The organism is Primorskyibacter marinus, assembly GCF_003313245.1.
GTDB classification, from domain to species: Bacteria; Pseudomonadota; Alphaproteobacteria; order Rhodobacterales; family Rhodobacteraceae; genus Primorskyibacter; species Primorskyibacter marinus.
In genome coordinates, this window is the sequence record NZ_QJSD01000001.1 from 419,671 (window position 1) to 442,413 (window position 22,743).

The following is a 22,743-nucleotide window of genomic DNA, read 5'->3' on the forward strand; positions in this document are numbered from 1 at the left end:
GCACGGGAACAAGCAATTATCCGCCCGGTCGGAAAGAATGCTGCGCAAAAACCTATGAGATCGGCATATTTGATGCCTTCATCGCATCCCGGATTGCCAGTTGTGCCGCAGCCAGCCGGGCACCCGGTACACGGAATGATGAGCAACTGACATAATCCACACCAAGCTGACGGCAATATGCTATCGATTCGGGGTTGCCGCCATGTTCGCCGCAAACCGACAAGGTGATGTCGGCCCGGCTTTGCCGCCCGCGTTCAACCCCCAGACGCAACAGCTCTCCGACACCTTCGATGTCAAGAATGTGAAACGGATCCTCGGGGAATACCTGTTGACGGACATATTCCGACATGAAGCGCCCGGCATCATCGCGCGACAGCCCGTAAGTCATCTGCGTCAGGTCGTTTGTTCCGAAGGACAGGAATTGCGCATGGGCCGCAATATCGGCGGCGCGTAGACAGGCGCGCGGCGTTTCAACCATCACGCCCAGCCGATAGTCGAACTCTGTCTGCTGCTCGGCTTTGACCGCGGCGGCGACCGCATCTATCCGCTTGCGTACCAGCTCGACCTCCCGACTGGCGGATACCAGCGGGATCATCACCTCTGGCACGACCGGGTCGCCGTCGCGGCTGGCCTCGATCGTGGCCTCAAAGATGGCGCGGACCTGCATGTCGTAGATTTCCGGCACGGTGACGCCCAGACGGACGCCGCGCATGCCCAGCATCGGGTTATATTCGCCCATCGACTCGACCCGGCGCGTTACATCGCTGACCGGCAGATCCAGCGCTTCGGCCAGATCGCGCAGGCCCGCACGGTCCGAGGGCAGAAATTCATGCAAAGGCGGGTCGAACAACCGGATGCAGACCGGCTGACCCTGCATGATGCGGAACAGCTCGGTGAAATCCGCACGCTGCATCGGCAACAACTGCTCCAGCGCAGAGCGCCGGTCGTCAGGCGCATCGGCAAAGATCATCTCGCGCATCACCGTCAGACGGTCCGCCTCGAAGAACATATGTTCGGTGCGGCACAGCCCGATGCCTTGCGCGTTGAAATTCCGTGCTGTCTGCGCATCCATAGGCGTATCGGCATTGGCGCGGATGCCGATGTCGCGCTCTGCGTCGGCCCAGGCCATGAAGGTCTTGAAACTCTCGCCAAGGGCCGCCTCGATCATCGGTGGTGCCCCGGCAAGCACCTCGCCATTGGTGCCGTCTATGGTGATGACATCGCCTTCGCGGAAGGTGCGCCCGTCCTCTGCCGTCAGAATGCCGCGCCGGATCTGAAACCGCATCCGTGCCGCGCCCACGACACAAGGCAGCCCGATCCCCCGGCCGATCACCGCGGCATGGCTGGTGATGCCGCCCCGTTCGGTCAGCACCGCACTGGCCGCATGCATGCCGCGAATATCCTCGGGCGAGGTTTCGCGGCGCACCAGCACACAGTCCTCGCCCCGCGCGGCACTCGCCTGTGCGGCATTGGCCGAAAATACGATCTTTCCAGTGGCCGCGCCGGGGCTGGCATTGATCCCGCGGCCCAGCCTGTCACGCGCGGCCGCCGTATCAACCTGACGGTGCAGCAATTCGCTCAGCGCGCGCGGCTCGACCCGCATCAGCGCTTCCTGGCGCGAGATGATACCGTCATTGGCCAACGCAACCGCGATCCGCAGCGCCGCGCGGGGCGAACGCCGCACCCGCACCCCGTCGAGGATGAACAAGGCACCATTGTCGATGGTGAACTCGATCTGCATTTCTTCGCGCAACCTCTGCCGCATCAACGCCCCGTTCACCTTCAGCGCGGCAAACGCCTCGGGTGCGAGTTCTTCCAGCGACGGCCCGCGCCCGTCCCTCTCCAGAAAAATCGCTTCGGGACCGGAGAGGGCTTCGCGTCCCTGGCTCTGGCTCAGATAACGGCCGGTGATCTGCGGCAGCCCGGTATCGGAATTGACCATTTGCAACACGCCCGATCCGCACTCGGCCTGCCCCACGCCAAGCGCCATTTCCTGCACGACCAGCCCCAGACCGGCATCGACCGGCGCGCCCTTCGCTTCGCGCAAAAGCCGCGCCGTTGTCCCGCCCCAGGCCCGTGCCATGGATCGCAACACCTCTGCCAGTTGCACGGCGGTCGATTGCGGAAACGCCTCTTCGGCCTCTTCCTCATAGGCCGCCAGCGCCTGGGCCAGCCTGCGCGGCCCGGCCCCGTCGATCCCATCAAACATATCCGGATCAAGCCGCGCCACATGCGCCGCATAGGCCTGAATGAACCGCATATACAGCAGCGCCGCCGCGTCCTGACCGATCTTGTCGGTCAAATCGGCAAAGCGGGCGTCATTCATGCCGATATTCAGCACCGCCCCCGGCCCGCCCCAATCGGGGTCTTCGGATGAGGGGCGCACGCATAGCAGCGCGCCTTCGGGAAATTCCTCCAGAATGGCAGGCACGTCCGGCATGGTCCCCTGCGCGATCTTCTGCACGGTATCAAAGGACAGCGCCACGGTCCGGGGCACCGGCAGATCAAGCCGCACCAGCCGTTGCAGGCATTTTGCGCGGCCGCCATGGGTGGGTGCCGAAACCGGCGCGGTCGGCGTAATCAGGGTGACGGCAGGATCATCATTGTGCACATGCAGCATCCTTGTAACTGCCGCGCAGCATACGCCGCCAGTGGCATATGCCAAGTGTTACGATCATCGCGGGCGCTCAGCCTTCGATCGAGGTCAGGTCTGCGACGGCCAGACAGGTCTGCCGGATCCGGCTGAGCAGGTTCAGCCGGTTGCGCCGCAACACCGCATTGTCGTCATTGACCTGCACCGCCTCGAAGAAAGCATCAATCGGGGCGCGCAGAGCAGCCATCGCGGCCATCGCCTCGGCAAAGTCTTCCTCGGCCATCGCCGGTTTGATCCGGGCATCGGCGGCATCGAGTGCTGCAAACAGCGCCTTTTCCTCGTCGCTCTCGGCAAATTTCATATCCGCGCCAAAGGAGTATTCGACCCCGTCCTTTTCTTCGGCCTGAGTGAGGATGTTATTCGCCCGCTTGAACCCCTGCACCAGATTGGCCCCGTCTTCGGTCTTGAGCACATCCGACAAAGCCCGCGCCCGTTTCACCAGCAGCGTCAGGTCGTCGTTGCCGGGCATGGCGAGGCAAGCGTCGATGATGTCGTGGCGAATGCCTTCGTCGCGCAGGTGAACCTTAAGACGGTCGTGGATGAAAGAGAGGAGGTCATTTGTTTTGTCCTGCATCTTCAACCCAAGTATTGATTGAACGACTCTAAACTCACTTTCACCTGACCCAACTACCGACAACAATAAAGTAGCAACCGGATCATCAATGGACACACGCACAGCGAAATCGGATGGTTTCGCGTCAACTAAAAACCGTTCGATCTCGGGATAAACAAGTTCGAACCTATCGGTTTGGACTTCGCCAATATGTTTCCAAATTTGAAAATACAAATAGCCAAACAGATCTAACCGCAACCTACTCCCTAGCACCAACCGAATTACCCCCAGCGCAGCACGCCGCAGCGCGTAGGGATCTTTAGACCCGGTGGGTTTTTCGTCGATCGCCCAGAAACCGGTCAACGTGTCCAACTTATCGGCGAGAGCCACGGCGACGGATACCGGGGCGGTTGGCACGTCGTCGGACGGGCCGAGGGGGGAATAGTGTTCCTGACAGGCGGCACCGACTTCGGGCGGCAGGCCTGCGGCGTCACTGTAATAGCGCCCCATAAGTCCTTGAAGTTCCGGAAATTCATAGACCATTTCCGACGACAGATCGGCCTTGGCGACACGCGCGGCCTGTTCGGCCAGATCGGCATCGGCATCCACCATGGGCGCAATCTCGCGCGCCAGCGCGGCGATGCGGGCGATCCGGTCGGCCTGACTGCCCAGCTTGGCGTGGAAGGTCACATCGGCCAGACGGTCGGTCCAGGCGGTCATGCCCTCACGCTCTACCGTGCGCAGGTCATTCTCCCAGAAGAATTTCGCATCCGCCAGCCGCGCCGACAGAACCTTCTGGTTGCCCGCAAGGATGGTGGCACCCTGATCGGCGGTTTCGCGGTTGGCAACGGTCACGAATTGCTCGATCCGCCCGGTCTTGGGGTTCCTGACCGAAAAGAATTTCTGATGCTCTTTCATCGAGGTTTGCAGCACTTCCGGCGGCAGGCCAAGGAACGCCTCGTCAATCGCGCCCATCAGCACGACCGGCCATTCGACCAGCCCCGCAACCTCGGCCAGCAACCCGCGATCTTCGACCACTTCCAGCCCGGAGGCAAAGGCCATATTGCTGGCCTCCTGCCAGATATGGTCGGCGCGCTCGTCTGGCGTCAGGATCACCTTGGCGCGCTTCAACTTCGCCGCGTAATCCTCGAACGATGTTACAGAAAACGCGCCCGACGCCATGAAGCGGTGGCCCTCGGTTGCATCGCCTGCCTTGATCCCGTCAATCTTTAGCGGGACAATTTCTGCGCCTGCCTCGGTGGTCAGGATGCACAGGATCCGATGCAGCGGCCGTACCCAGCGCAGGCTGCCATTGCCCCAGCGCATCGACTTGGGCCACGGGAAGTTGCGCACGACACTTTCCAGCACCTCGGCCACAATCGCGGACGCATCGCGGCCCGGCTTTTCGACCACGGCGAAAAAGAACGTGCCTTTTTTCTCTTCGCGGCTCTCCAACTGGTCGCGGGTCAGACCGGCACCGCGCAAGAACCCCTCGACGGCCTTTTCGGGCGCATCGACACGCGGCCCACGACGTTCCTCGCGCAGCGTGGGCGAGCGGTCGGTCAGGCCTTCGATGGCCAGTGTCAGGCGGCGCGGCGTGGCAAAACCGGCCGCGCCTGCATAGGTCAGGCCGGCCTCGACCAGCCCATCCGTCACACGCGCCTTCAGATCCTCTGCCGCACGCGCCTGCATGCGAGCTGGAATTTCCTCGGAGAACAGTTCGATCAGAAGATCCGGCATCGGTGGCACCCTTGCGTCATCGCCCCCTGCCCACGGCAGGACGCCTCATTCGCGGTTTGGATAACGGCAAGGCTGGCGAGGGTCCAGTGCAAGCGCAGAAAATCGCACAGACAATCCGCATCCGTGCAAGCCCCGCCCGCCTTGCCATCAATTCGGTCGGTCGGGACAGGTTTCATCGACCGGGCTGCCGTCATAGGTCTTGTCGCCGCAATCGTTGATCTCGTGCCAGACAAAGCCGCGACCATCGTCAAAAACCGCAACCACCCGGTCGATGCCGTATTCGATGTTGCGCTGCCCCAGAAAGGCCAGCGCGCTGCCATCGGCCAGCGCATCGCCGATTTCCTCGGCATCGAAACAGTCGAACCATCCCGGTGCCACGCGCGGCGCAGCGCCTTCGTAAGGGGCAAAGGTCTCGTCCAACGCGTCAAGGCTTTGCCGGGTGGAAAAACACGCGCGGTAGCGGATCGGCGAACTGTCCGCGTCGATCGCGCGGAACGCGTCGTAGGGGATCGGCTCCCGCTCGCCAGAGGCCATGGATGTCAGCATCACGTCATCAGCGCCGCGCGGCTCCACCTCTGTATAAAAGCCGTAGACCTGAAAATAGTAGATTGCGATGCCCGCCGCGAGCGCCGACAGCAGGATGATCGCGCCAAGAATCTTGCCCATCATCGAATCGTGTCCTGTCTTCTGAGGCAATGAATGCCTGGTTTCGCGGATTGTCCGCCCATCGGCATGCCCCGGTTTGATTGACGGCACGCGCCCCTCGATATGGACGGCACAAGGCTTGTCTGGCCGTCAGGCCGCCCAGCCCCCGGCGTCGGTCTGCACGAACGCATCGGCACATTGCTTGGCCAGCGCGCGGACCCGGCCGATATAGGCTTGCCGTTCGGTCACGGAGATCACGCCGCGCGCGTCCAGCAGGTTGAACAAATGGCTGGCCTTGATGCATTGATCATAGGCCGGCTGCGCCATCACGATCCGCCGCCCGGTCTTGGGGTCGTCCTCTGGCTGGGCCAGAATGCGGTTACATTCGGCCTCGGCATCCTTGAAATGCTGCATCAGCACATCGGTATCGGCCACGTCGAAATTCCAGCGCGCATATTGTGCCTCTGCCTCGCGGAACACGTCGCCATAGGTCAGCGGGATCGGCGCATCCGGGTCGTTGAACGGCATCTCGTTGCCATCGTCAAAGCCCAGCACATACATCGCCAGCCGTTCCAGCCCATAGGTCAGCTCACCCGAGACGGGGTGGCAATCATGCCCGCCAACCTGCTGGAAATAGGTGAACTGGCTGACTTCCATACCGTCGCACCAAACCTCCCAGCCCAGACCCCAGGCACCCAAAGTCGGGCTTTCCCAGTCATCCTCGACAAAGCGGATGTCATGCAGGGCCATGTCGATGCCGATCGCCTCCAGCGAGCCGAGATACAGATCTTGCAGATCCGGCGGGCTGGGTTTGATGATGACCTGATACTGATAATAGTGCTGCCAACGATTTGGGCTGTCGCCATAACGCCCGTCGGTCGGACGGCGCGAAGGCTGGACATAGGCCGCGGCCCATTGGGTTGGCCCCAAAGCGCGCAGCGTCGTGGCCGGGTGAAACGTACCCGCGCCCACTTCCATATCGTAGGGTTGCAGCATGGCGCAGCCCTTGCTGGCCCAATAACTTTGAAGCCGCAGGATAATCTCTTGAAAACTGCGCGGTTTGCCTGAGCGTGCGTCCATGACCTGCCCCTTTGTGATCCAGGGCCTACCTATTCCCAGGTGCATCAAGGGTCAATCACGGGTCTGACCATAATTTGTAGTGCGCTCACCGTCCTATTTGATAAAACTGCCAAAAAGGCCCAAACCCAAAAAGACGAAGAGCAGGAATTACCATTCGTATGCCAAAGTTCATATTTTCGCTGGTCGCAGCATTTTTCATGGCGCAGGCCGCTATCGCGCAGGACATGGCCTATATCCAGATCGAAGCACAACCCAGCCTGACACGCGCCGAGGATCGCGCGCGCGACTACGCGTCGGTGCTGAACGATGTGAACGGCTTTTCGCTTGGAAGCGGCTGGTATGGGTTGGCCCTTGGTCCCTATCCGCGCGCCGAGGCAGAGGCATTGCTGCGACAATTGCGCGGGAATGGTCAGGTGCCGCGCGATTCCTACATCGAGGAGCCGGGCCAATACGGACGTCAGTTCTGGCCGGTGGGTGCTGCATTGAATGCACCGCGTCCGCAGTCGGAGCCACAGGTCGAAACGACCGAGCTCCCACGGCAGGCGGCTCAAACGCCGACCGCCCCGGCAATTGTTGACGAAACTCCGCGTCAGGCCCGCGCCAGCGAGGCGCAACTGACCCGCGCAGAGCGTGAAGAGCTACAGATCGCGCTGCGGTGGGCCGGGGTTTACAATGCGGGCATCGACGGTGCTTTCGGGCGCGGAACCCGTGGGTCCATGGCGCAATGGCAACGTGACAACGGGTTCGAGGCAACCGGCATTCTGACAACGCGCCAGCGCGCCGAATTGCTGAAACAGTATAATGCGGTGCTGGACGGGATGGGCCTGCGGCAAGTGACTGAATCCAAGGCGGGCATTACCATGCAACTGCCGATGGGCGTTGTTGCCTTTGATCATTACGAAGCGCCGTTTGTTCATTACACGCCGACGACAGATCTTGACGCGCGCGTCATCCTGATCTCGCAGCCCGGCGACCGCGACACGCTTTATGGCCTGTACGAAATCATGCAAACGCTGGAGATCGTGCCGCTGGAAGGCCCACGAGAACGGCAGCGCAACAGCTTTACCCTGACCGGTAGCAATGCCCGCATCACCAGCCATACCGAAGCACGCGTCGTGAATGGCACCATCAAGGGCTTCACCCTGGTCTGGCCCGCAGGCGACGAAGAACGCCGCACGCGCGTCTTGGCCGAGATGCAGAAATCATTTGCCACCACCCCCGCCGTGCTGGACCCCGCTCAATTCAAGGATGACGCGCAGAACATTGATCTGGTCGCTGGGTTAAACGTGCGTCGGCCCAAGATCTCTCGCTCGGGCTTCTATATCAGCCGCGATGGATCGGTCGCCACCACCAGCGAGGCCACGCAGCAATGCGCCCGCATCACGCTGGACGGCGAACATGAGGCCAACGTGATTGCCAGCGACCCCGACCTTGGGATTGCCGTGCTGCGTCCTGCGTCGCGGCTGGCACCAATCTCTGTGGCATCCTTCCGCCAGTCCCCTCCCCGGTTGCAATCCGAAGTGGCAATTTCCGGCTACAGTTTCGGCGGCGTTCTCAGCGCGCCGACCCTGACCTATGGCACGCTTCAGGATCTGCGCGGCCTGTCCGGAGACGAGCGGCTGGAACGACTGGCGGTGAACGCCCATCCCGGCGATGCAGGCGGCCCGGTCTATGACACGGGCGGCGCTGTTCTGGGCATGCTTCTGCCGCGTGACGAAGGCGGCAAACAATTGCCCGATGAGGTCAGCTTTGCCGCCGATGCCAACACCCTGCGCGAGTTTTTCGGCACTCTTGGCGTTACGATAGACCCGGCGGCAGCCGCCTCACCGATGGCACCCGAAGACCTGACCCGACTGGCCAGCGGCATGACTGTTCTGGTCAGCTGCTGGGAATAACCTTCATGGCGCAATCTTCTTTAGGTTGCGTCAGATTGCAGCCAGACACCGGCATACCGCTTCTCGCGCCAATGTTACCGCTAATTCGCCGCTTGGCGCATCTATTTGTGATCCTTTCGTGACACTGGGCAGATCACCCTCTAAGACGGGGCACAAGATCTGACCTGGGATTCGGAGCCTTCTGTCTTGTCCAAGATCATGCCCACAACTGACCCTTTCGATGATGATAAACTGCGTGAGGAATGCGGTATCTTTGGCGTTGTCGGCGTCACCGATGCGGCCAACTTCGTAACGCTTGGCCTGCACGCGCTGCAACATCGCGGGCAAGAGGCCGGCGGCATCGTCAGCCATGACGCCGTGCAAGGTTTCAATTCCGCCCGGCGCTTCGGCTATGTCCGCGATAATTTCACCTCGCAATCGCTGATGGAAACGCTTCCCGGACCGCTGGCCATCGGGCATGTCCGTTATTCCACCGCCGGATCGAAGGGGCCGGCGCAGATCCGCGACGTGCAACCTTTCTTTGGCGAGTTTTCCATGGGTGGTGCCGCGATCGCGCATAACGGCAATATCACCAATGCCGACGCCCTGCGCCGCGAGCTGATCGAACGCGGCTCGATCTTTCAGTCCTCAAGCGACAGCGAATGCATCATTCATTTGATGGCGCGGTCGTTGCAACGCAATATCCCCGAGCGGATGGAAGATGCGCTGCGCCGTGTCGAAGGCGCGTTTTCCGTGATCGCCATGACCCGGACAAAGCTGATCGGCGTACGCGATCCGCTGGGCGTGCGTCCGCTGGTGCTGGGCAAGATCGGAGACGGCTGGGCGCTAAGCTCGGAGACCTGCGCGCTTGACATCATCGGCGCGGAATATGTGCGCGAGATCGAGCCGGGCGAAATGGTCGTGATCACCGCCGATAAGGGGGTCGAAAGCATCCGCCCCTTCCGCGCGCGCAAGCCCCGCTTTTGCATCTTCGAGCATGTCTATTTCAGCCGTCCCGATTCGATCATCGGTGGCCGGTCTGTCTATGAAACGCGCCGCCAGATCGGTGTGGAACTGGCCCGCGAGGCACCGGTGGACGCCGATCTTGTCTGCCCCGTGCCCGATAGCGGCACACCGGCGGCCATTGGCTATAGTCAGGAATCGGGCATTCCCTATGCGATGGGCATCATTCGCAACCAATATATGGGCCGGACCTTCATTGAACCGACCGAACAGATCCGCAACATGGGCGTCCGGCTGAAGCTGAACGTGAACCGCGCGCTGATCAAGGGCAAGCGCGTCATTCTGGTCGACGATTCGGTTGTGCGCGGCACCACCAGCCGCAAGATCAAGGAGATGATCCTTGATGCGGGCGCGGCAGAGGTGCATTTCCGCATCGCCTCGCCCCCCACGGCTTGGCCATGCTTTTACGGGGTCGATACGCCACAGCGCGAAAAGCTGCTGGCCGCGACCATGTCCGAAGACGAGATGTGCGCACATCTTCAGGTCAACTCGCTGCGCTTCATCTCGCTTGACGGGCTGTACCGCGCCGTGGGCGAAGCCGAAGGCCGCGATCACAAGCAACCGCAATATTGCGATGCGTGTTTCTCGGGCGAATATCCGGTCGAACCTGCGGATATGATCGAAAAAGGCTTCAAGATGAAAACGGCCGCCGAATAAGGCTCGTTTTTTGTGCCAGAACACGATCTGCGCGCTGCCATCGGCAGCGCATCCAAGCCGCGTCGACCTGACCGGCGGAGGGCAAGCTAGATCGGCATCCGATGTTCCGGCGGTTTCCCGCCATTTGCCTGCCATGAATGAGACGACGGGTTTAAGTATGCTGCATTGCAGCATAGATCGCGTCAGTCACACTTATAGTAAGCAAAGAACATGGCTCAACCACAAACAACTTCTACGCCGCAATTTGTCTTCGACAAGGCGACCGAGCGGAGCAACAGCAACCTGCGCAAGTTGATCCTGCTGGGCACCTTCGGGCCCGCAAGCGATCCCAAGGCGCTGCTGCGACTGTCCAATGGACGGGTTGCGCGCGTCGCCATCGGCGACAAGATCGGCGGTGCCAAGGTGCTGGCCATTGACGATGGCAAGTTGGCCCTGGCGCAGAATGGCAAGACCAACTGGCTGGCGACGCCCTGATCGTCAGGACAGGCGCGGGCCTCCCCCTTGACCGCGCTGCGCTCTTGTCGCAAGACGCAGCCATGGATCAGAAAATCGCCCTCATCACCGGTGCCTCTCGTGGACTTGGCGCAGCTCTTGCCGAAGCGCTTTGCCAGACGCATCACATCGTGGCGGTTGCCCGGACGACCGGCGCGCTGGAAGAGCTGGACGACCGCATTCAGTCCAAGGGCGGCAGTGCAACGCTGGCACCGATGGATGTGACCAATGTCGATGCCATGGCCCAGCTATGCCGGTCGATCTATGATCGGTGGGGCCCCGGCTCGGAGGCCGGGGCGGGACCCGTGGCACTTTGGGCGCACACGGCGATCCACGCCGCCCCCCTGTCGCCTGCCTCGCATATGGATGCGAAGGATTGGGGCAAATCCGTCGACGTGAATGTGACCGTTATGGGGACGCTGATCCCGTTTGTCGCACCACTGCTGGGCAGTGACGGGCAGGCGCTGTTCTTCGACGACCCGCAAGCCGGGCGTAAATTCTTCGGAGCCTATGGCGCGACCAAGGCGGCACAGATGGCCCTTGTCCGGTCTTGGGCGGCGGAATCGGTCAATACCGGACCACAGGTCCACATTTTGACCCCGCAACCTATGCCCACCGCAACACGGGCACGGTTTTTCCCCGGAGAAGACCGAACGCCCCTTGCGCCTCCCCGAAGTGAAGCCGACAGGCTACTGGCGCAGATCCGATAAACGGTCAGAAATTCGAACGCACCCAAAACCACAGTGTCCCCCTCATGCCTGGCAACTCCGATTCTGCCACGCCGCGCCCGAATGGGCGCACGCCTTGCGAGGGCAGCAGGGAGGGTGGGCGGGCGCTGTCCGAGCAAGGCGTTCCGCCGCTTGCCCCGCGCGCGCCCCTCTACTATTGAGTGCCAAAGGCACCAGGGGGCAAAACATGCGTATTCTCATCACCAATGACGACGGCATCAACGCGCCAGGTCTGAAAATTCTGCATGACATCGCCAAAGACATCGCAGGAAGCGACGGCGAGGTCTGGACCGTCGCCCCGGCCTTCGAACAATCCGGCGTCGGCCATTGCATCAGCTACACCCACCCTTTCATGGTCATCCAGATGGACGAACGCCGTTTTGCCGCCGAAGGCAGCCCGGCTGATTGCGTATTGGCGGGCCTGCATGAGGTGATGAAAGATACCCGCCCCGACCTTGTGTTGTCAGGGGTGAACCGGGGCAACAACTCGGCGGAAAACACGCTGTACTCGGGCACAATCGGCGGCGCGCTCGAAGCCTCCCTGCAAGGCCTGCCCGCCATTGCCCTGTCGCAATATTACGGCCCCGAAAACAATACGCTCGACAATCCATTCGAAGCCGCGGCAAAACATGGCGCGGACACCATCCGCCGCATTCTGGCTGCGAAACCGTCGGCCACGCCCGGCTACCAGACGTTCTACAACGTCAACTTTCCGCCGGTCCCGGCCGCAGATGTCAAAGGCACACGCATTGCGCCACAAGGTCTGCGCCGCGCTACGTCCTTCTCTGTCGAACCGCATGACAGCCCTTCGGGCCGCCGTTTTCTCTGGATCAAGGGCGGCGACCAACGGGCGCAAACCGATGCGGGCGCGGATGCCGCCGTCAATCTTGACGGCTATATCTCGGTGACACCAATGCGCGCGGATCTGACGGCGCATGATCTTCTGGATCCGCTCAAAGACGTCTTCGCATGACAGCAGGGGCCACGCAGAAAATGCAGTTCCTCTACGCGCTGCGCTCCAAGGGCGTGACCGACGCGCGGGTTCTGACCGCGATGGAAAAGATCGACCGCGGTCCGTTCATTCGCGGCTATTTCTCCGAACGCGCCTATGAGGACATGCCGCTTCCCATCGCTTGCGGACAAACCATCAGCCAGCCCTCGGTGGTCGGGTTGATGACGCAGGCCCTCGACCTCGGTTCGCGCGACAAGGTGCTGGAGATCGGCACCGGCTCTGGCTATCAGGCCGCGATCCTCAGCCAGCTTGCCCGCAGGGTCTATACGATCGACCGCCACCGACGACTTGTACAAGAGGCCCGCGCGGTTTTCGAAAGCCTCGCCCTGTCCAATATCACCACATTGACAGCGGATGGCAGCTTTGGTCTGCCCGATCAGGCACCGTTTGACCGGATTCTGGTCACCGCTGCGGCCGAAGACCCCCCCGGACCGCTCTTGGCGCAGCTCAAGATTGGCGGTATCATGGTGCTGCCGGTGGGGCAGTCTGACACGGTGCAAAGCCTGATCAGGGTGACGCGCCACGAAAACGGGTATGACTATGACGAATTGCGCTCCGTACGGTTTGTGCCGCTGGTTGAAGGTCTGGGCAAGGACGGCTGACCAGCCCTTGAGTTAATTGCCATGACGCCCCGGACCAACAAGGGGCGCATTGAGGATATCGAGATGACGCTTTACGCGACCCGACGCTTTCCCGCCGCACTGCTTGCCAGCAGCGCCCTTGTGCTGCTGGCCGCCTGCGAACGCCCCTTGGATCTGGACCTTCGCGGCAGGATCGGCGGCGCGTTCGATACATCGGACGCCGCGCAATCGGCCACCGCATCAAGGCCGAAACCGGATGATCGCGGCATCATCTCTTATCCGAATTATCAGGTCGCCATCGCCCGGCGCGGCGACACGCTGCAAAGCGTCGCAAACCGGATCGGCCTGCCTGCCGACGAACTGGCGCGTCACAACGGCATCCAACCCGGCGACTCGCTGCGCAGCGGGGAAGTCATCGCCCTGCCCCGCCGCGTTGCGGAACCCTCGTCCGCCACCGGGACAAGCGCGGCCGGGCAAATCAGTGTGACCGAACTGGCAAGTGCCGCAATCGACAGCGCGCCCGCGACACCCGCGCGTACCACCCCCTCGCCTGCCTCTGGCCAAAGCGGGCTGGAACCGATCCGCCACAAGGTTGCACGCGGCGAGACCGCATTCACCATTTCGCGGCTTTACGGCGTATCGGTACGCGCCCTGTCGGAATGGAACGGGCTGGACCGGGAGTTCACGATACGGGAAGGTCAATTCCTGCTGATCCCACCCGTCACACAAGCGCCAAGCTCTGCCGCATCCGCGTCCTCCAGCCAGGCGACCAACACAACCGAAGCGCCCGGCACTGGCAGCCCGACCCCGACGCCGCCAAGCGCGTCGAAACCGCTGCCCGCAGAAACACCGGCACCGGCGTCAACGCCGACACCGGCGCCGGCCTCGCCCAACCTGGCAGCAGAAACGACGCAGCCCGCATCGAATGCGAAGATGAGCATGCCGGTCGACGGCTCTATCATCCGCGAATACAGCAAGGGTAAATACGAAGGCATCGACATTTCCGCCAATCCCGGTACCCCGGTAAAAGCGGCGGCAAGCGGCAAGGTGGCCGCGATCACCACCGACGAGAACAATATCCCCATCGTGGTTGTCAAACACCCAGACAATCTGATGACCGTCTATATCCGGGTGGACGATATCAGCGTCTCCAAGGGCGATAATGTCAGCCGCGGCCAGTCAATCGGCAAGATCCGGTCAGGGAACCCGTCCTATGTGCATTTTGAAGTGCGCGAAGGCTTTGAAAGTGTCGATCCGACGTCGTATCTGCGCTGAGACACAGCCGATAATTGACAATCTGCATGGCGTTTCTGGGATGAAAGGCCATGCAATGAAGGCCATTCTCAGAAACACGACACCGAAGTGTTCAAACATTGGGCGCGTTGCCTGATCAGACCGATAACAGGCCGGATCAGCTGTAGGCGACGCCTCTGCGCCCTGCCAGATCCGTGAAATATTGCCAGGCGACACGGCCCGAACGGGCACCGCGCGTGGCTTGCCATTCGATCGCTTCGGCGCGCAATGTCTCGTCGTCGATCTCGACGCCATAAGCGTCACAATAACCCCGGATCATTGCGAGATATTCGTCCTGACTGCACGGATGAAAGCCCAGCCAAAGCCCGAAACGATCCGAAAGCGAGACCTTTTCCTCGACCGCCTCGGACGGGTTGATCCCGGACGAACGCTCATTCTCGATCATGTCGCGTGGCATCAGGTGGCGGCGGTTCGACGTGGCATAGAACACCACATTGTCCGGGCGCCCTTCGATGCCGCCGTCCAGAACCGCCTTGAGCGATTTGTAATGCTGGTCATCATGGCTGAAGGACAGATCATCGCAGAACAGCAGGAACCGGTGCTCAGAGCCGCGCAGCAGGGCCAGAAGCCGCCCCACCGACGGCAGATCCTCGCGCTGCAATTCGACAATCTTCAACGGCAGCCCGTCTGCCAGCACCGACGCATGGACCGCCTTGACGAGCGAGGATTTCCCCATCCCCCGCGCGCCCCAAAGCAGCGCGTTGTTGGCGGACAAGCCTCGGGCGAATTGCAGCGTGTTTGCCAGCAACGTGTCACGCGACCGATCCACACCGATCAGCAGCGAAAGATCCACCCGGTTGACCCGCGGGACCGGCTGCAAGCGATCCGGCGCGACATGCCAGACAAACGCATCTGCCTGGTCGAAATCGGGGGCATCCAGCGGTGCAGGAGCCATACGCTCCAGCGCCTGGGCGATACGTTTCAGCGACTTGGATTTTCTCATTTATCGTCGAAGTCCTTCATCAACGGGTCTTCGATGTCCTCGTCATCATAGTAGCCTTCGGCGCGCAGACGCGCCTCGCGCTTGGTCTCTACCCGGCGCACCAGCCAGATCGAGATCTCATACAGCCCGTAGACCACGACGAACAGGATAACTTGCGTGATGACATCCGGCGGCGTGACAAGGGCTGCCAGAACCAGAATGGCAACCACCGCATATTTGCGCACATTGCCCAGACCTTCGGACGAGACCAGCCCCGCCTTGCCCATCAGCGTCAGCAGGACAGGCAGTTGGAAACACAGCCCGAAGGCCACGATGAACTTGATCGTCAGGTTCAGATATTCCTGCGCGGACCCCTGAAAGGCGATGCCTGCGGTGCCATTCGTCACCTCTTCGTTCAGCACAGTCCCCGGTTGCTGGAAGCCCAGAAAGAAATCAAAAGCCAGCGGCGTGACGATGTAGAACGCAAAAGACGCGCCCAGAAAGAACATGAAGGGCGAGGCGATCAGGAAGGGCAGGAACGCCCCCTGCTCGGACTTGTACAGGCCGGGTGCCACGAACCGCCACATCTGATAGGAAATATAGGGGAATGACAGCATCAGCCCGCCCATAAGCGAGATCGAGATCGCGACGAAGAAGCCCTCTTGCAGCTTGATCAGGATCAGCCCGCAATCGGCCGTGCCGCGCGCCGCCATCGCATCGCATAGCGGATGCGTCAGAAAGTTGAAAATCGGGTTCCAGACGGTGAAACAGATGATCATGCCCAGAACGAAGGCAAGGGCCGAATGCATCAGCCGGGTGCGCAGTTCTGCCAGATGTTCGATCAGCGGGGCAGAGCTATCCTCGATCTCGTCGTGATCGATTTGGGTCATGCGTCACCTGCCGATTTGTCGGGCTTGGTCTCTGGCGCGGGCTTCGCCGTGTCAACCTGCGCGACTTCTGCCTCTGCCGCCTCGGCGGCCTCAAGCGCGTCTTCTGCCTCGCGGGCCTTGCGTTCTGCGGCCTTGCGGGCGGTGCCTGCCTTGATCTTGCGGGCGGCTTCCGCGCGTTCTTCTGCCAGTTTTCCAGTCTCGCTTTCCGGATCAAGTTTGAAATCGGTCATCGACCGCGCGGCATCCTTCACCCCGTCAAGCGCGCTGCCCACGGGGTTGGTCGCCGTGCGGATGGATTTCTGAATGTCCTTCACGCCCGCCTCGTCCGCCGCGTCTTCCATCGCACGGCTGAATTCGCGCGCCATGCCACGCGCCTTGCCAGCAAAGCGACCGACATTGCGAAACAGAACAGGCAGGTCCTTCGGACCCACCACGATCAGCGCAACAACACCGATGACAAGAATTTCAGTCCAGCCCATCCCGAACATGGTTCAGACCTTGTCTTTGTGGTCTTCAGTGTTTTCAGGCGTCACGTCCTTGGCCTCTTCAGAGCGTTCGTCCTCAAGCTCTTGCGTGCCATCTCCGACACCTTTCTTGAAGGCCGTAATGCCCTTGCCGACCTCGCCCATGAGCGAGGAAATCTTGCCGCGCCCGAAAAGCACCAGCACGACAACGGCGATCAGCAGCAGGCCTGGCAGACCGATGTTGTTCAGCATCTTTCAATTCTCCCGTCTTTCGAGGCCACGCAGTCCATACAACGCTCCTCAACCTTGGTCGTTGTCTACGACAGTCATGGGGCCAGTTGAAAGTGCCAAAACAGCGCCATCAGCCGATTTGCTGCGCGGTTTGGTGCATTTTATGTCAGCATCTTGTCAGTTGTCAGAATTTTGTCAGAATACAGGTCTCGCCAGACAGGCAGGCACGTCGGAAAGGGCCGCATGAAACGCAGTGACAGGCTTTACGCGCTGATTGAGATTCTAAAGGATGGCAGGCTGCACAGGGCCGAAGACATGGCTGGACGTCTGGGTGTGTCCATCCGCACCATCTATCGTGACATGGACGTGCTGGCCGCGTCCGGCATCCCCATCGAAGGCGAGCGGGGGTTGGGCTATACCGCGCGTGCCGCGATCACCCTGCCGCCGCTGAACCTGACCGAGGCAGAGCTTGAAGCGCTGCACCTTGGACTGGCGGTGGTTGGCGAGGGGGGCGACGAGACATTGCGCGGTGCCGCGAAGGCTTTGTCGGAAAAGATCGACGCGGTGCTCCCGGCGGATCTGTCCAGCGCGCCGCAAAGCTTTGGCTTTGCCACCGGACCGTTCGCAGACGCCGCGCGCGGCTTTCGTCACATGCCGGGCTTTCGCGCAGCTATACGCGCGCGGCAAAAACTTCGGATCAAACGGGACGATGCAGCCGCGCCGGAAACCATTCGCCCGCTCAAACTTGACTACTGGGGCCGGGTCTGGACCTGCGTGGCATGGAACGAAGACCTGTCCGATTTCATGACTTGCCGGATCGACCGGATTGAGACCTTGCAGCCCCTGCCCGGCCTGTTTGTCGATGAACCCGGCAAACGCTTAAGCGATTTCGAGGCCAGGAACACCTGACCGACGCTCCGACGCAAACAAGCGCCAGGGCCGGGTCAATCCTTCGCGGAAAAAACGAAACAGCGATCCCGGCGAATGGTCAGCCAAAGCGGCTGGCCCTTTTGGGGAAGAAAGACGTTCGGCACCGTCGCGCGCAAAAGCGATCCGTCATGCGCCATGCGAAACTCGACCAGGCTTTCGGACCCCATGAACCGCGCCCGTTCGACAAATCCACGCGCCGGCGTTCCTTCGCGGGGCGTCGGGTTGGGGCCGCGGCCATCGCGGTCGAAGTCGATGCCGACATGCTGCGGACGAAAGACGATATCCACCTCTGCGCCGTCCGGCACGCCGGGACACAGGAACTGACCAAAGGGGGTTTGCGTCAGCGCGCCCTGCACCGTTCCGCGCAGAGCATTGATGTCGCTGAAGAAAGCAACCGCTGCCTTGTCTGCCGGCGCATTGTAGATGTTGTAGGGCGCGCCCTGCTGGACAATCTGGCCGTCACGCATCAAGGCAATCTCGTCGGCCATGCGCATCGCCTCTTCCGGCTCATGCGTGACCAGCAGGACCGAGGCGTCCTCTTCTTTCAGCAAGGCCAGCGTCTCGTCGCGGATGCCGTCGCGCAAGCGGTTGTCCAGCCCGGAAAACGGCTCGTCCATCAGCATGATCCGGGGTTTCGGTGCCAGGGCGCGGGACAGCGCCACCCGCTGCTGTTCGCCCCCCGAAAGCTGGTGCGGATATTCGTCGATGAAATGGCCCAGCCCGACACGGTCAAGCAACGTTGTGACCCGGTCGCGTTTTGCAGCACCACTGCCGCTTAGCCCGAAGGCGACATTTTCGCCGACGCTGAGATGCGGAAACAAGGCAAAATCCTGAAACATCAGCCCGATACCGCGACGTTCCGGCGGGACACGAAAGACCGTATCGCAGATCAGCTTGCCATCGACATAGATCTCGCCCGCGTCCTGCATATCGACACCGGCGATCATCCGCAAAGTTGTCGATTTCCCGCAGCCCGACGGCCCCAGCAGACAGGTCACATGACCCGGCTGAATGGACAGGGAGACGTCGTTCACCACAGCTTTGCCGTCATAACGACGGACCAGATGCCGAACCTCAAGTCGGGGGGGGGCCTGTTCGCTCACCTCTGCCTCTCACGGAACCCGATGAAAAGTATCGGAATTGGCGCGAGCCGTATCAGCCCGCGCGAAGCATCGCAACCCTGCGCCTGCGCGGCTTTGCACGATCACGCCGCGCCCTGTCACTCTGCCTGTTCCAGATCGAACCGCGTTTCGGCAATGATGCGGCCATTGACCTGAAGCTCTGCCCGGTGCGGGCCGGGATGCAGGCGAAAGGTCGTGGCATCGCCTTTCAGCGGATGCCGACGCGTCAAGACCAGCGGCGTTCCGCCCTTCACCTTTGCCTGCTTCAGCTTGAACACCTTCCGGCCCGGTTTGCCGTTGGGGCGGTGAAAATGCAGGACGTAATCGACAATCACCGGCAGGTCGCTGCTGCACCGTATCTCTGCCTCCAACGACAACACGTCCCCGATCCTCGCGGGCTGCGTCACTCGCAATGCCGCCTGCACCGGGACATCTGTCCGGTAGCCAAGAAACTGCAAGGCACCGGAATGCCCCTGCTTGACCAGATTGCGCAACGCGTGGCGTGTCATCCAGGCCAGCTCTGCCTTGTCTTGCCGAACCTCGGCCTGCCAGCGCGACAACCGGTCCACCACAACCTCCGGCGCGGTTTTTGCGATGTCGTTCAGGTGGTTGGCGACCGATCTTGTCACATAGCGGGTCGGGTCGGCATGCAGCAGATCAAGAAACCGCAGCGGCACAAGCGGGTCCAGCGTGATCGCCCGTGCCCATGGCAGCTTTGGCCGCGTGCCTTCGCTGACCAGCCGTCGCACATGATAATTGTCGTCCACCGCCCACAGATCGAGCCGCGCAAGCGTGGGTTCGGGCCAGCGGTTCAAAAAAGGACGGATGTAGAATTCCATTGAAAAACGGCGCGTTGCGGCGTGCAGCAAATCCAGCGCACGTTCGTGATGCGCCTCCAATCCGTGCCGCACAGCCAACACACCGTGGATGCCGTGGATGAAGCGGCCGAAATCGTCATCGGTCAGGTCCGCATCCAATGGCGGTGGCAAGGACGCTTCAAGACAGTCCGCCATAGCATTGAAATCGTGTGGCAATTGCGCCTCTGCGCAATCCGCCATCCAATCCAGGCGGGCCAGCAGCGTGCGGTCCGCCAGCCCTGCCATGACGTCAGACGTGAACCGCGCGGCGTCAAAACCGGGAATGCCTGCCGCAAGCTCTGACGCCAGATCTCCGATGGTTCCGGCGTTGAAAAGCTGGTCGGCGAGCGAGAACCCCGCGCCGCCGCCCTTGCCATCCGGTCCGCGTGCCACGGGCCTACATCGTCGCGTTAAGCGCGCCACCATCCAGCAGCACGTTCTGCCCGATCATGTAGCCCGCATATTGTGAGCACAGGAACGCGCAGGTCGCGCCAAATTCCTGCGCCGTACCATAACGCCCGGCGGGAATGCCCGCGGCACGCTGTGCCGCGGCCTCCTCCAGCGTGATGCCTTCCTTTTCGGCCACGCCGGTATCCAGCGATGTCGCGCGATCGGTGGCGTGGATACCCGGCAGCAAGTTGTTCATCACCACGCCCTTGCCCGCGACCTGACGCGACGTGCCAGCGACATAGCCGGTCAGGCCAGCGCGCGCCGAATTGGACAGGCCCAGCACCGCAATGGGCGATTTCACCGATTGCGAGGTGATGTTGACCACCCGGCCCCAGCCGCGATCCATCATCCCCGGCACCAGCGCCTTGATCAGCGCGATCGGCGTCAGCATGTTGGCATCCAGCGCCTTGATGAAATCCTCACGCTCCCAATCGGTCCACATGCCCGGAGGCGGGCCGCCTGCATTGTTGACCAGAATATCCACGTCTCCCGCCGCTTTCAGAACCTGCGCGCGCCCCTCTTCCGTGGTGATGTCGGCGGCCACTGCCGTGACCTCGACGCCATAAGTGTCGCGCAACGCCTGCGCTGTTTCCTGCAAGGGTCCTTCGCTGCGGGCATTGATGACCAGATCGACGCCAGCCTCTGCCAGCGCCTCGGCACAGCCTCGTCCCAAGCCCTTGCTTGAGGCGCAAACCAGCGCGCGCTTGCCTGTGATTCCCAGATCCATGACAGTCTCCCTTTGTCTTTTCAGGCAAATCCGTAGCACCGGGCCGCGCGGCGCGCCAGCACAACGCCGCAAAATACCGCGTATCGGCCGATGCGTCCCAAGCTTGCCAAGCCTTCGGCCCCGACCTATACGCGCGGACATGCTAGACGCCCTGCCAAACCGCCCCGACCTGCCTGCCGAGATTGCCCGCCGCCGGACCTTTGCGATCATCTCGCATCCCGACGCCGGCAAGACCACGCTGACGGAAAAGTTCCTGCTGTTCGGCGGGGCCATTCAGATGGCAGGACAGGTGCGCGCCAAGGGCGAGGCGCGGCGCACGCGATCCGACTTCATGCAGATGGAAAAGGATCGCGGGATTTCGGTGTCTGCCTCGGCCATGTCATTTGATTTCCGCGAGTTCCGCTTCAATCTGGTGGACACGCCCGGCCACTCGGACTTTTCCGAAGATACCTACCGGACCCTGACAGCCGTGGATGCGGCCGTGATGGTGATCGACGGGGCCAAAGGTGTGGAAAGCCAAACCCAGAAACTGTTCGAGGTGTGCCGCCTGCGCGATCTGCCGATCCTGACCTTCTGTAACAAGATGGACCGCGAGAGCCGCGATACCTTCGACATCATCGACGAGATTCAGGAAAATCTGGCGATTGACGTGACACCCGCAAGTTGGCCCATCGGCGTGGGCCGCGATTTTCTGGGCTGCTATGACATGCTGCGCGACCGGCTGGAACTGATGGACCGCGCCGACCGCAACCGTGTTGCGGAATCGATCGCGATTGACGGGCTGGATGATCCGAAGTTGGCGGAACATGTGCCTGCCAACCTGCTTGACCAGCTGCGCGAAGAGGTCGAGATGGCCCGCGAGTTGCTGCCAAAACTGGACCCGCAAGCGGTGCTGGAAGGACATATGACGCCGATCTGGTTCGGCTCTGCCATCAACAGTTTCGGTGTCAAGGAACTGATGGACGGTATCGGCACCTACGGCCCCGAACCGCAGGTCCAGCGCGCCGAGCCTCGGCAAATCTCTCCGGATGAGAAAAAGGTCACCGGCTTCGTGTTCAAGGTGCAGGCCAATATGGACCCCAAGCATCGCGATCGCGTGGCCTTTGTCCGGCTCTCCTCCGGTCACTTTCACCGCGGCATGAAATTGACCCATGTGCGGTCGAAAAAGCCGATGTCGATCACCAACCCGGTGCTGTTTCTGGCCTCTGACCGGGAACTGGCGGAAGAGGCCTGGGCCGGCGATATCATCGGCATTCCCAACCACGGGCAATTGCGCATCGGCGACACGCTGACCGAAGGCGAGGCGATCCGCGTCTCGGGCATTCCCAGCTTTGCACCGGAACTGCTGCAATCATGCCGCGCGGGCGATCCGCTGAAATCAAAACATCTGGAAAAAGCGCTGATGCAATTCGCCGAAGAAGGTGCCGCGAAGGTCTTCAAACCCGATATAGGGTCGGGCTTCATCGTCGGTGTCGTGGGCGCGCTACAATTCGAGGTTCTGGCCAGCCGGATCGAGCTGGAATACGGTCTGCCCGTGCGGTTCGAGCCGTCGCAATTCACCTCTGCCCGCTGGGCGACAGGCCCGAAACAGGCGCTGGACAAATTCATCGACGCGAACAAGCAGCACATCGCCCATGACAATGATGGCGACGTCGTCTACCTGACCCGCCTGCAATGGGACATTGACCGGATTGGTCGCGATCATCCGGATGTCACCCTGTCGGCCACCAAGGAAATGATGGTCTGATCGCCACGACGACCGGTCGAGGCGTGCGGTGCTCACGCCACGCTTGCGCCCT

Annotated in this window: 20 protein-coding genes; 9 read left to right on the forward strand and 11 right to left on the reverse strand. The window is 61.7% G+C overall.

What is annotated here, in order from left to right:
- Positions 1-52: 52 nt before the first annotated feature.
- From DMZ65_RS02005 to DMZ65_RS02020, 4 genes are all read right to left on the reverse strand, one after another.
- Positions 53-2,620 (reverse strand): putative PEP-binding protein, encoded by a 2,568-nt coding sequence (locus DMZ65_RS02005; protein ID WP_116597211.1) that lies wholly within the window; start codon positions 2,618-2,620, stop codon positions 53-55.
- A 67-nt stretch (positions 2,621-2,687) separates the two neighbouring features.
- Positions 2,688-4,946 carry a glycine--tRNA ligase subunit beta gene (glyS, locus tag DMZ65_RS02010; protein WP_116597212.1) on the reverse strand — a complete coding sequence of 753 codons (2,259 nt, stop codon included), beginning with the start codon at positions 4,944-4,946 and terminating at the stop codon, positions 2,688-2,690.
- A 147-nt stretch (positions 4,947-5,093) separates the two neighbouring features.
- Positions 5,094-5,612, reverse strand: coding sequence for a DUF6446 family protein (locus tag DMZ65_RS02015; protein WP_116597572.1), 519 nt, complete (start codon positions 5,610-5,612; stop codon positions 5,094-5,096).
- A 129-nt stretch (positions 5,613-5,741) separates the two neighbouring features.
- Complete coding sequence (locus DMZ65_RS02020) at positions 5,742-6,671, reverse strand: glycine--tRNA ligase subunit alpha (RefSeq protein ID WP_116597213.1); 930 nt, start codon at positions 6,669-6,671, stop codon at positions 5,742-5,744.
- Between the two features lie 158 nt (positions 6,672-6,829).
- Here DMZ65_RS02020 and DMZ65_RS02025 point away from each other — a divergent pair, with 158 nt between their 5' ends.
- The 7 genes from DMZ65_RS02025 to DMZ65_RS02055 all read left to right on the forward strand — a co-directional run bounded on the left by DMZ65_RS02025 (position 6,830) and on the right by DMZ65_RS02055 (position 14,313).
- Positions 6,830-8,566 (forward strand): serine protease, encoded by a 1,737-nt coding sequence (locus tag DMZ65_RS02025; protein ID WP_116597214.1) that lies wholly within the window; start codon positions 6,830-6,832, stop codon positions 8,564-8,566.
- Positions 8,567-8,764: 198 nt separating this feature from the next.
- Complete coding sequence (gene purF, locus DMZ65_RS02030) at positions 8,765-10,225, forward strand: amidophosphoribosyltransferase (RefSeq protein WP_116597573.1); 1,461 nt, start codon at positions 8,765-8,767, stop codon at positions 10,223-10,225.
- 210 nt (positions 10,226-10,435) lie between these two features.
- Positions 10,436-10,699: an amidophosphoribosyltransferase gene (locus DMZ65_RS02035; RefSeq protein WP_232824854.1), complete on the forward strand. Its 264-nt coding sequence runs from the start codon at positions 10,436-10,438 to the stop codon at positions 10,697-10,699.
- A 62-nt stretch (positions 10,700-10,761) separates the two neighbouring features.
- Entirely contained in the window at positions 10,762-11,427 is a 666-nt protein-coding gene (locus DMZ65_RS02040; RefSeq protein ID WP_116597215.1) for an SDR family NAD(P)-dependent oxidoreductase, read from the forward strand.
- Between the two features lie 205 nt (positions 11,428-11,632).
- Entirely contained in the window at positions 11,633-12,418 is a 786-nt protein-coding gene (gene surE / locus DMZ65_RS02045) for a 5'/3'-nucleotidase SurE (RefSeq protein WP_116597216.1), read from the forward strand.
- Entirely contained in the window at positions 12,415-13,059 is a 645-nt protein-coding gene (locus DMZ65_RS02050) for a protein-L-isoaspartate(D-aspartate) O-methyltransferase (protein WP_116597217.1), read from the forward strand. Before surE ends, DMZ65_RS02050 begins: the two co-directional genes overlap by 4 nt.
- 21 nt (positions 13,060-13,080) lie before the next feature.
- On the forward strand, positions 13,081-14,313 hold the full coding sequence (locus tag DMZ65_RS02055; RefSeq protein WP_438942694.1) for a peptidoglycan DD-metalloendopeptidase family protein: 1,233 nt from the start codon (positions 13,081-13,083) through the stop codon (positions 14,311-14,313).
- Positions 14,314-14,449: 136 nt separating this feature from the next.
- On the opposite strand, the gene DMZ65_RS02060 is transcribed toward DMZ65_RS02055, so the two are convergent.
- Genes DMZ65_RS02060 through DMZ65_RS02075 form a run of 4 tightly spaced genes read right to left on the reverse strand, consistent with a single transcriptional unit; the run spans position 14,450 to position 16,880 of the window.
- Positions 14,450-15,295, reverse strand: a complete 846-nt coding sequence (locus DMZ65_RS02060; protein ID WP_116597218.1) for an ATP-binding protein — start codon at positions 15,293-15,295, stop codon at positions 14,450-14,452.
- Complete coding sequence (gene tatC, locus DMZ65_RS02065; RefSeq protein WP_116597219.1) at positions 15,292-16,164, reverse strand: twin-arginine translocase subunit TatC; 873 nt, start codon at positions 16,162-16,164, stop codon at positions 15,292-15,294. Before tatC ends, DMZ65_RS02060 begins: the two co-directional genes overlap by 4 nt.
- Positions 16,161-16,652, reverse strand: a complete 492-nt coding sequence (gene tatB, locus DMZ65_RS02070) for a Sec-independent protein translocase protein TatB (RefSeq protein WP_116597220.1) — start codon at positions 16,650-16,652, stop codon at positions 16,161-16,163. The genes tatC and tatB overlap by 4 nt, the downstream gene beginning before the upstream one ends.
- A 3-nt stretch (positions 16,653-16,655) precedes the next feature.
- Positions 16,656-16,880 (reverse strand): twin-arginine translocase TatA/TatE family subunit, encoded by a 225-nt coding sequence (locus DMZ65_RS02075; RefSeq protein ID WP_116597221.1) that lies wholly within the window; start codon positions 16,878-16,880, stop codon positions 16,656-16,658.
- A gap of 222 nt (positions 16,881-17,102) precedes the next feature.
- On the opposite strand from DMZ65_RS02075, the gene DMZ65_RS02080 reads away from it, so the two are divergent.
- Positions 17,103-17,768, forward strand: a complete 666-nt coding sequence (locus DMZ65_RS02080) for a helix-turn-helix transcriptional regulator (protein WP_116597222.1) — start codon at positions 17,103-17,105, stop codon at positions 17,766-17,768.
- 35 nt (positions 17,769-17,803) lie between these two features.
- On the opposite strand, the gene DMZ65_RS02085 is transcribed toward DMZ65_RS02080, so the two are convergent.
- The 3 genes from DMZ65_RS02085 to DMZ65_RS02095 all read right to left on the reverse strand — a co-directional run bounded on the left by DMZ65_RS02085 (position 17,804) and on the right by DMZ65_RS02095 (position 20,944).
- Positions 17,804-18,892, reverse strand: a complete 1,089-nt coding sequence (locus tag DMZ65_RS02085) for an ABC transporter ATP-binding protein (RefSeq protein ID WP_116597223.1) — start codon at positions 18,890-18,892, stop codon at positions 17,804-17,806.
- A gap of 116 nt (positions 18,893-19,008) precedes the next feature.
- On the reverse strand, positions 19,009-20,160 hold the full coding sequence (locus tag DMZ65_RS02090; RefSeq protein WP_116597224.1) for a YhaZ family DNA alkylation repair protein: 1,152 nt from the start codon (positions 20,158-20,160) through the stop codon (positions 19,009-19,011).
- Between the two features lie 4 nt (positions 20,161-20,164).
- On the reverse strand, positions 20,165-20,944 hold the full coding sequence (locus DMZ65_RS02095) for an SDR family oxidoreductase (RefSeq protein ID WP_116597225.1): 780 nt from the start codon (positions 20,942-20,944) through the stop codon (positions 20,165-20,167).
- Positions 20,945-21,083: 139 nt separating this feature from the next.
- On the opposite strand from DMZ65_RS02095, the gene DMZ65_RS02100 reads away from it, so the two are divergent.
- Complete coding sequence (locus DMZ65_RS02100; RefSeq protein WP_116597226.1) at positions 21,084-22,691, forward strand: peptide chain release factor 3; 1,608 nt, start codon at positions 21,084-21,086, stop codon at positions 22,689-22,691.
- The last annotated feature ends 52 nt before the right edge of the window (positions 22,692-22,743 follow it).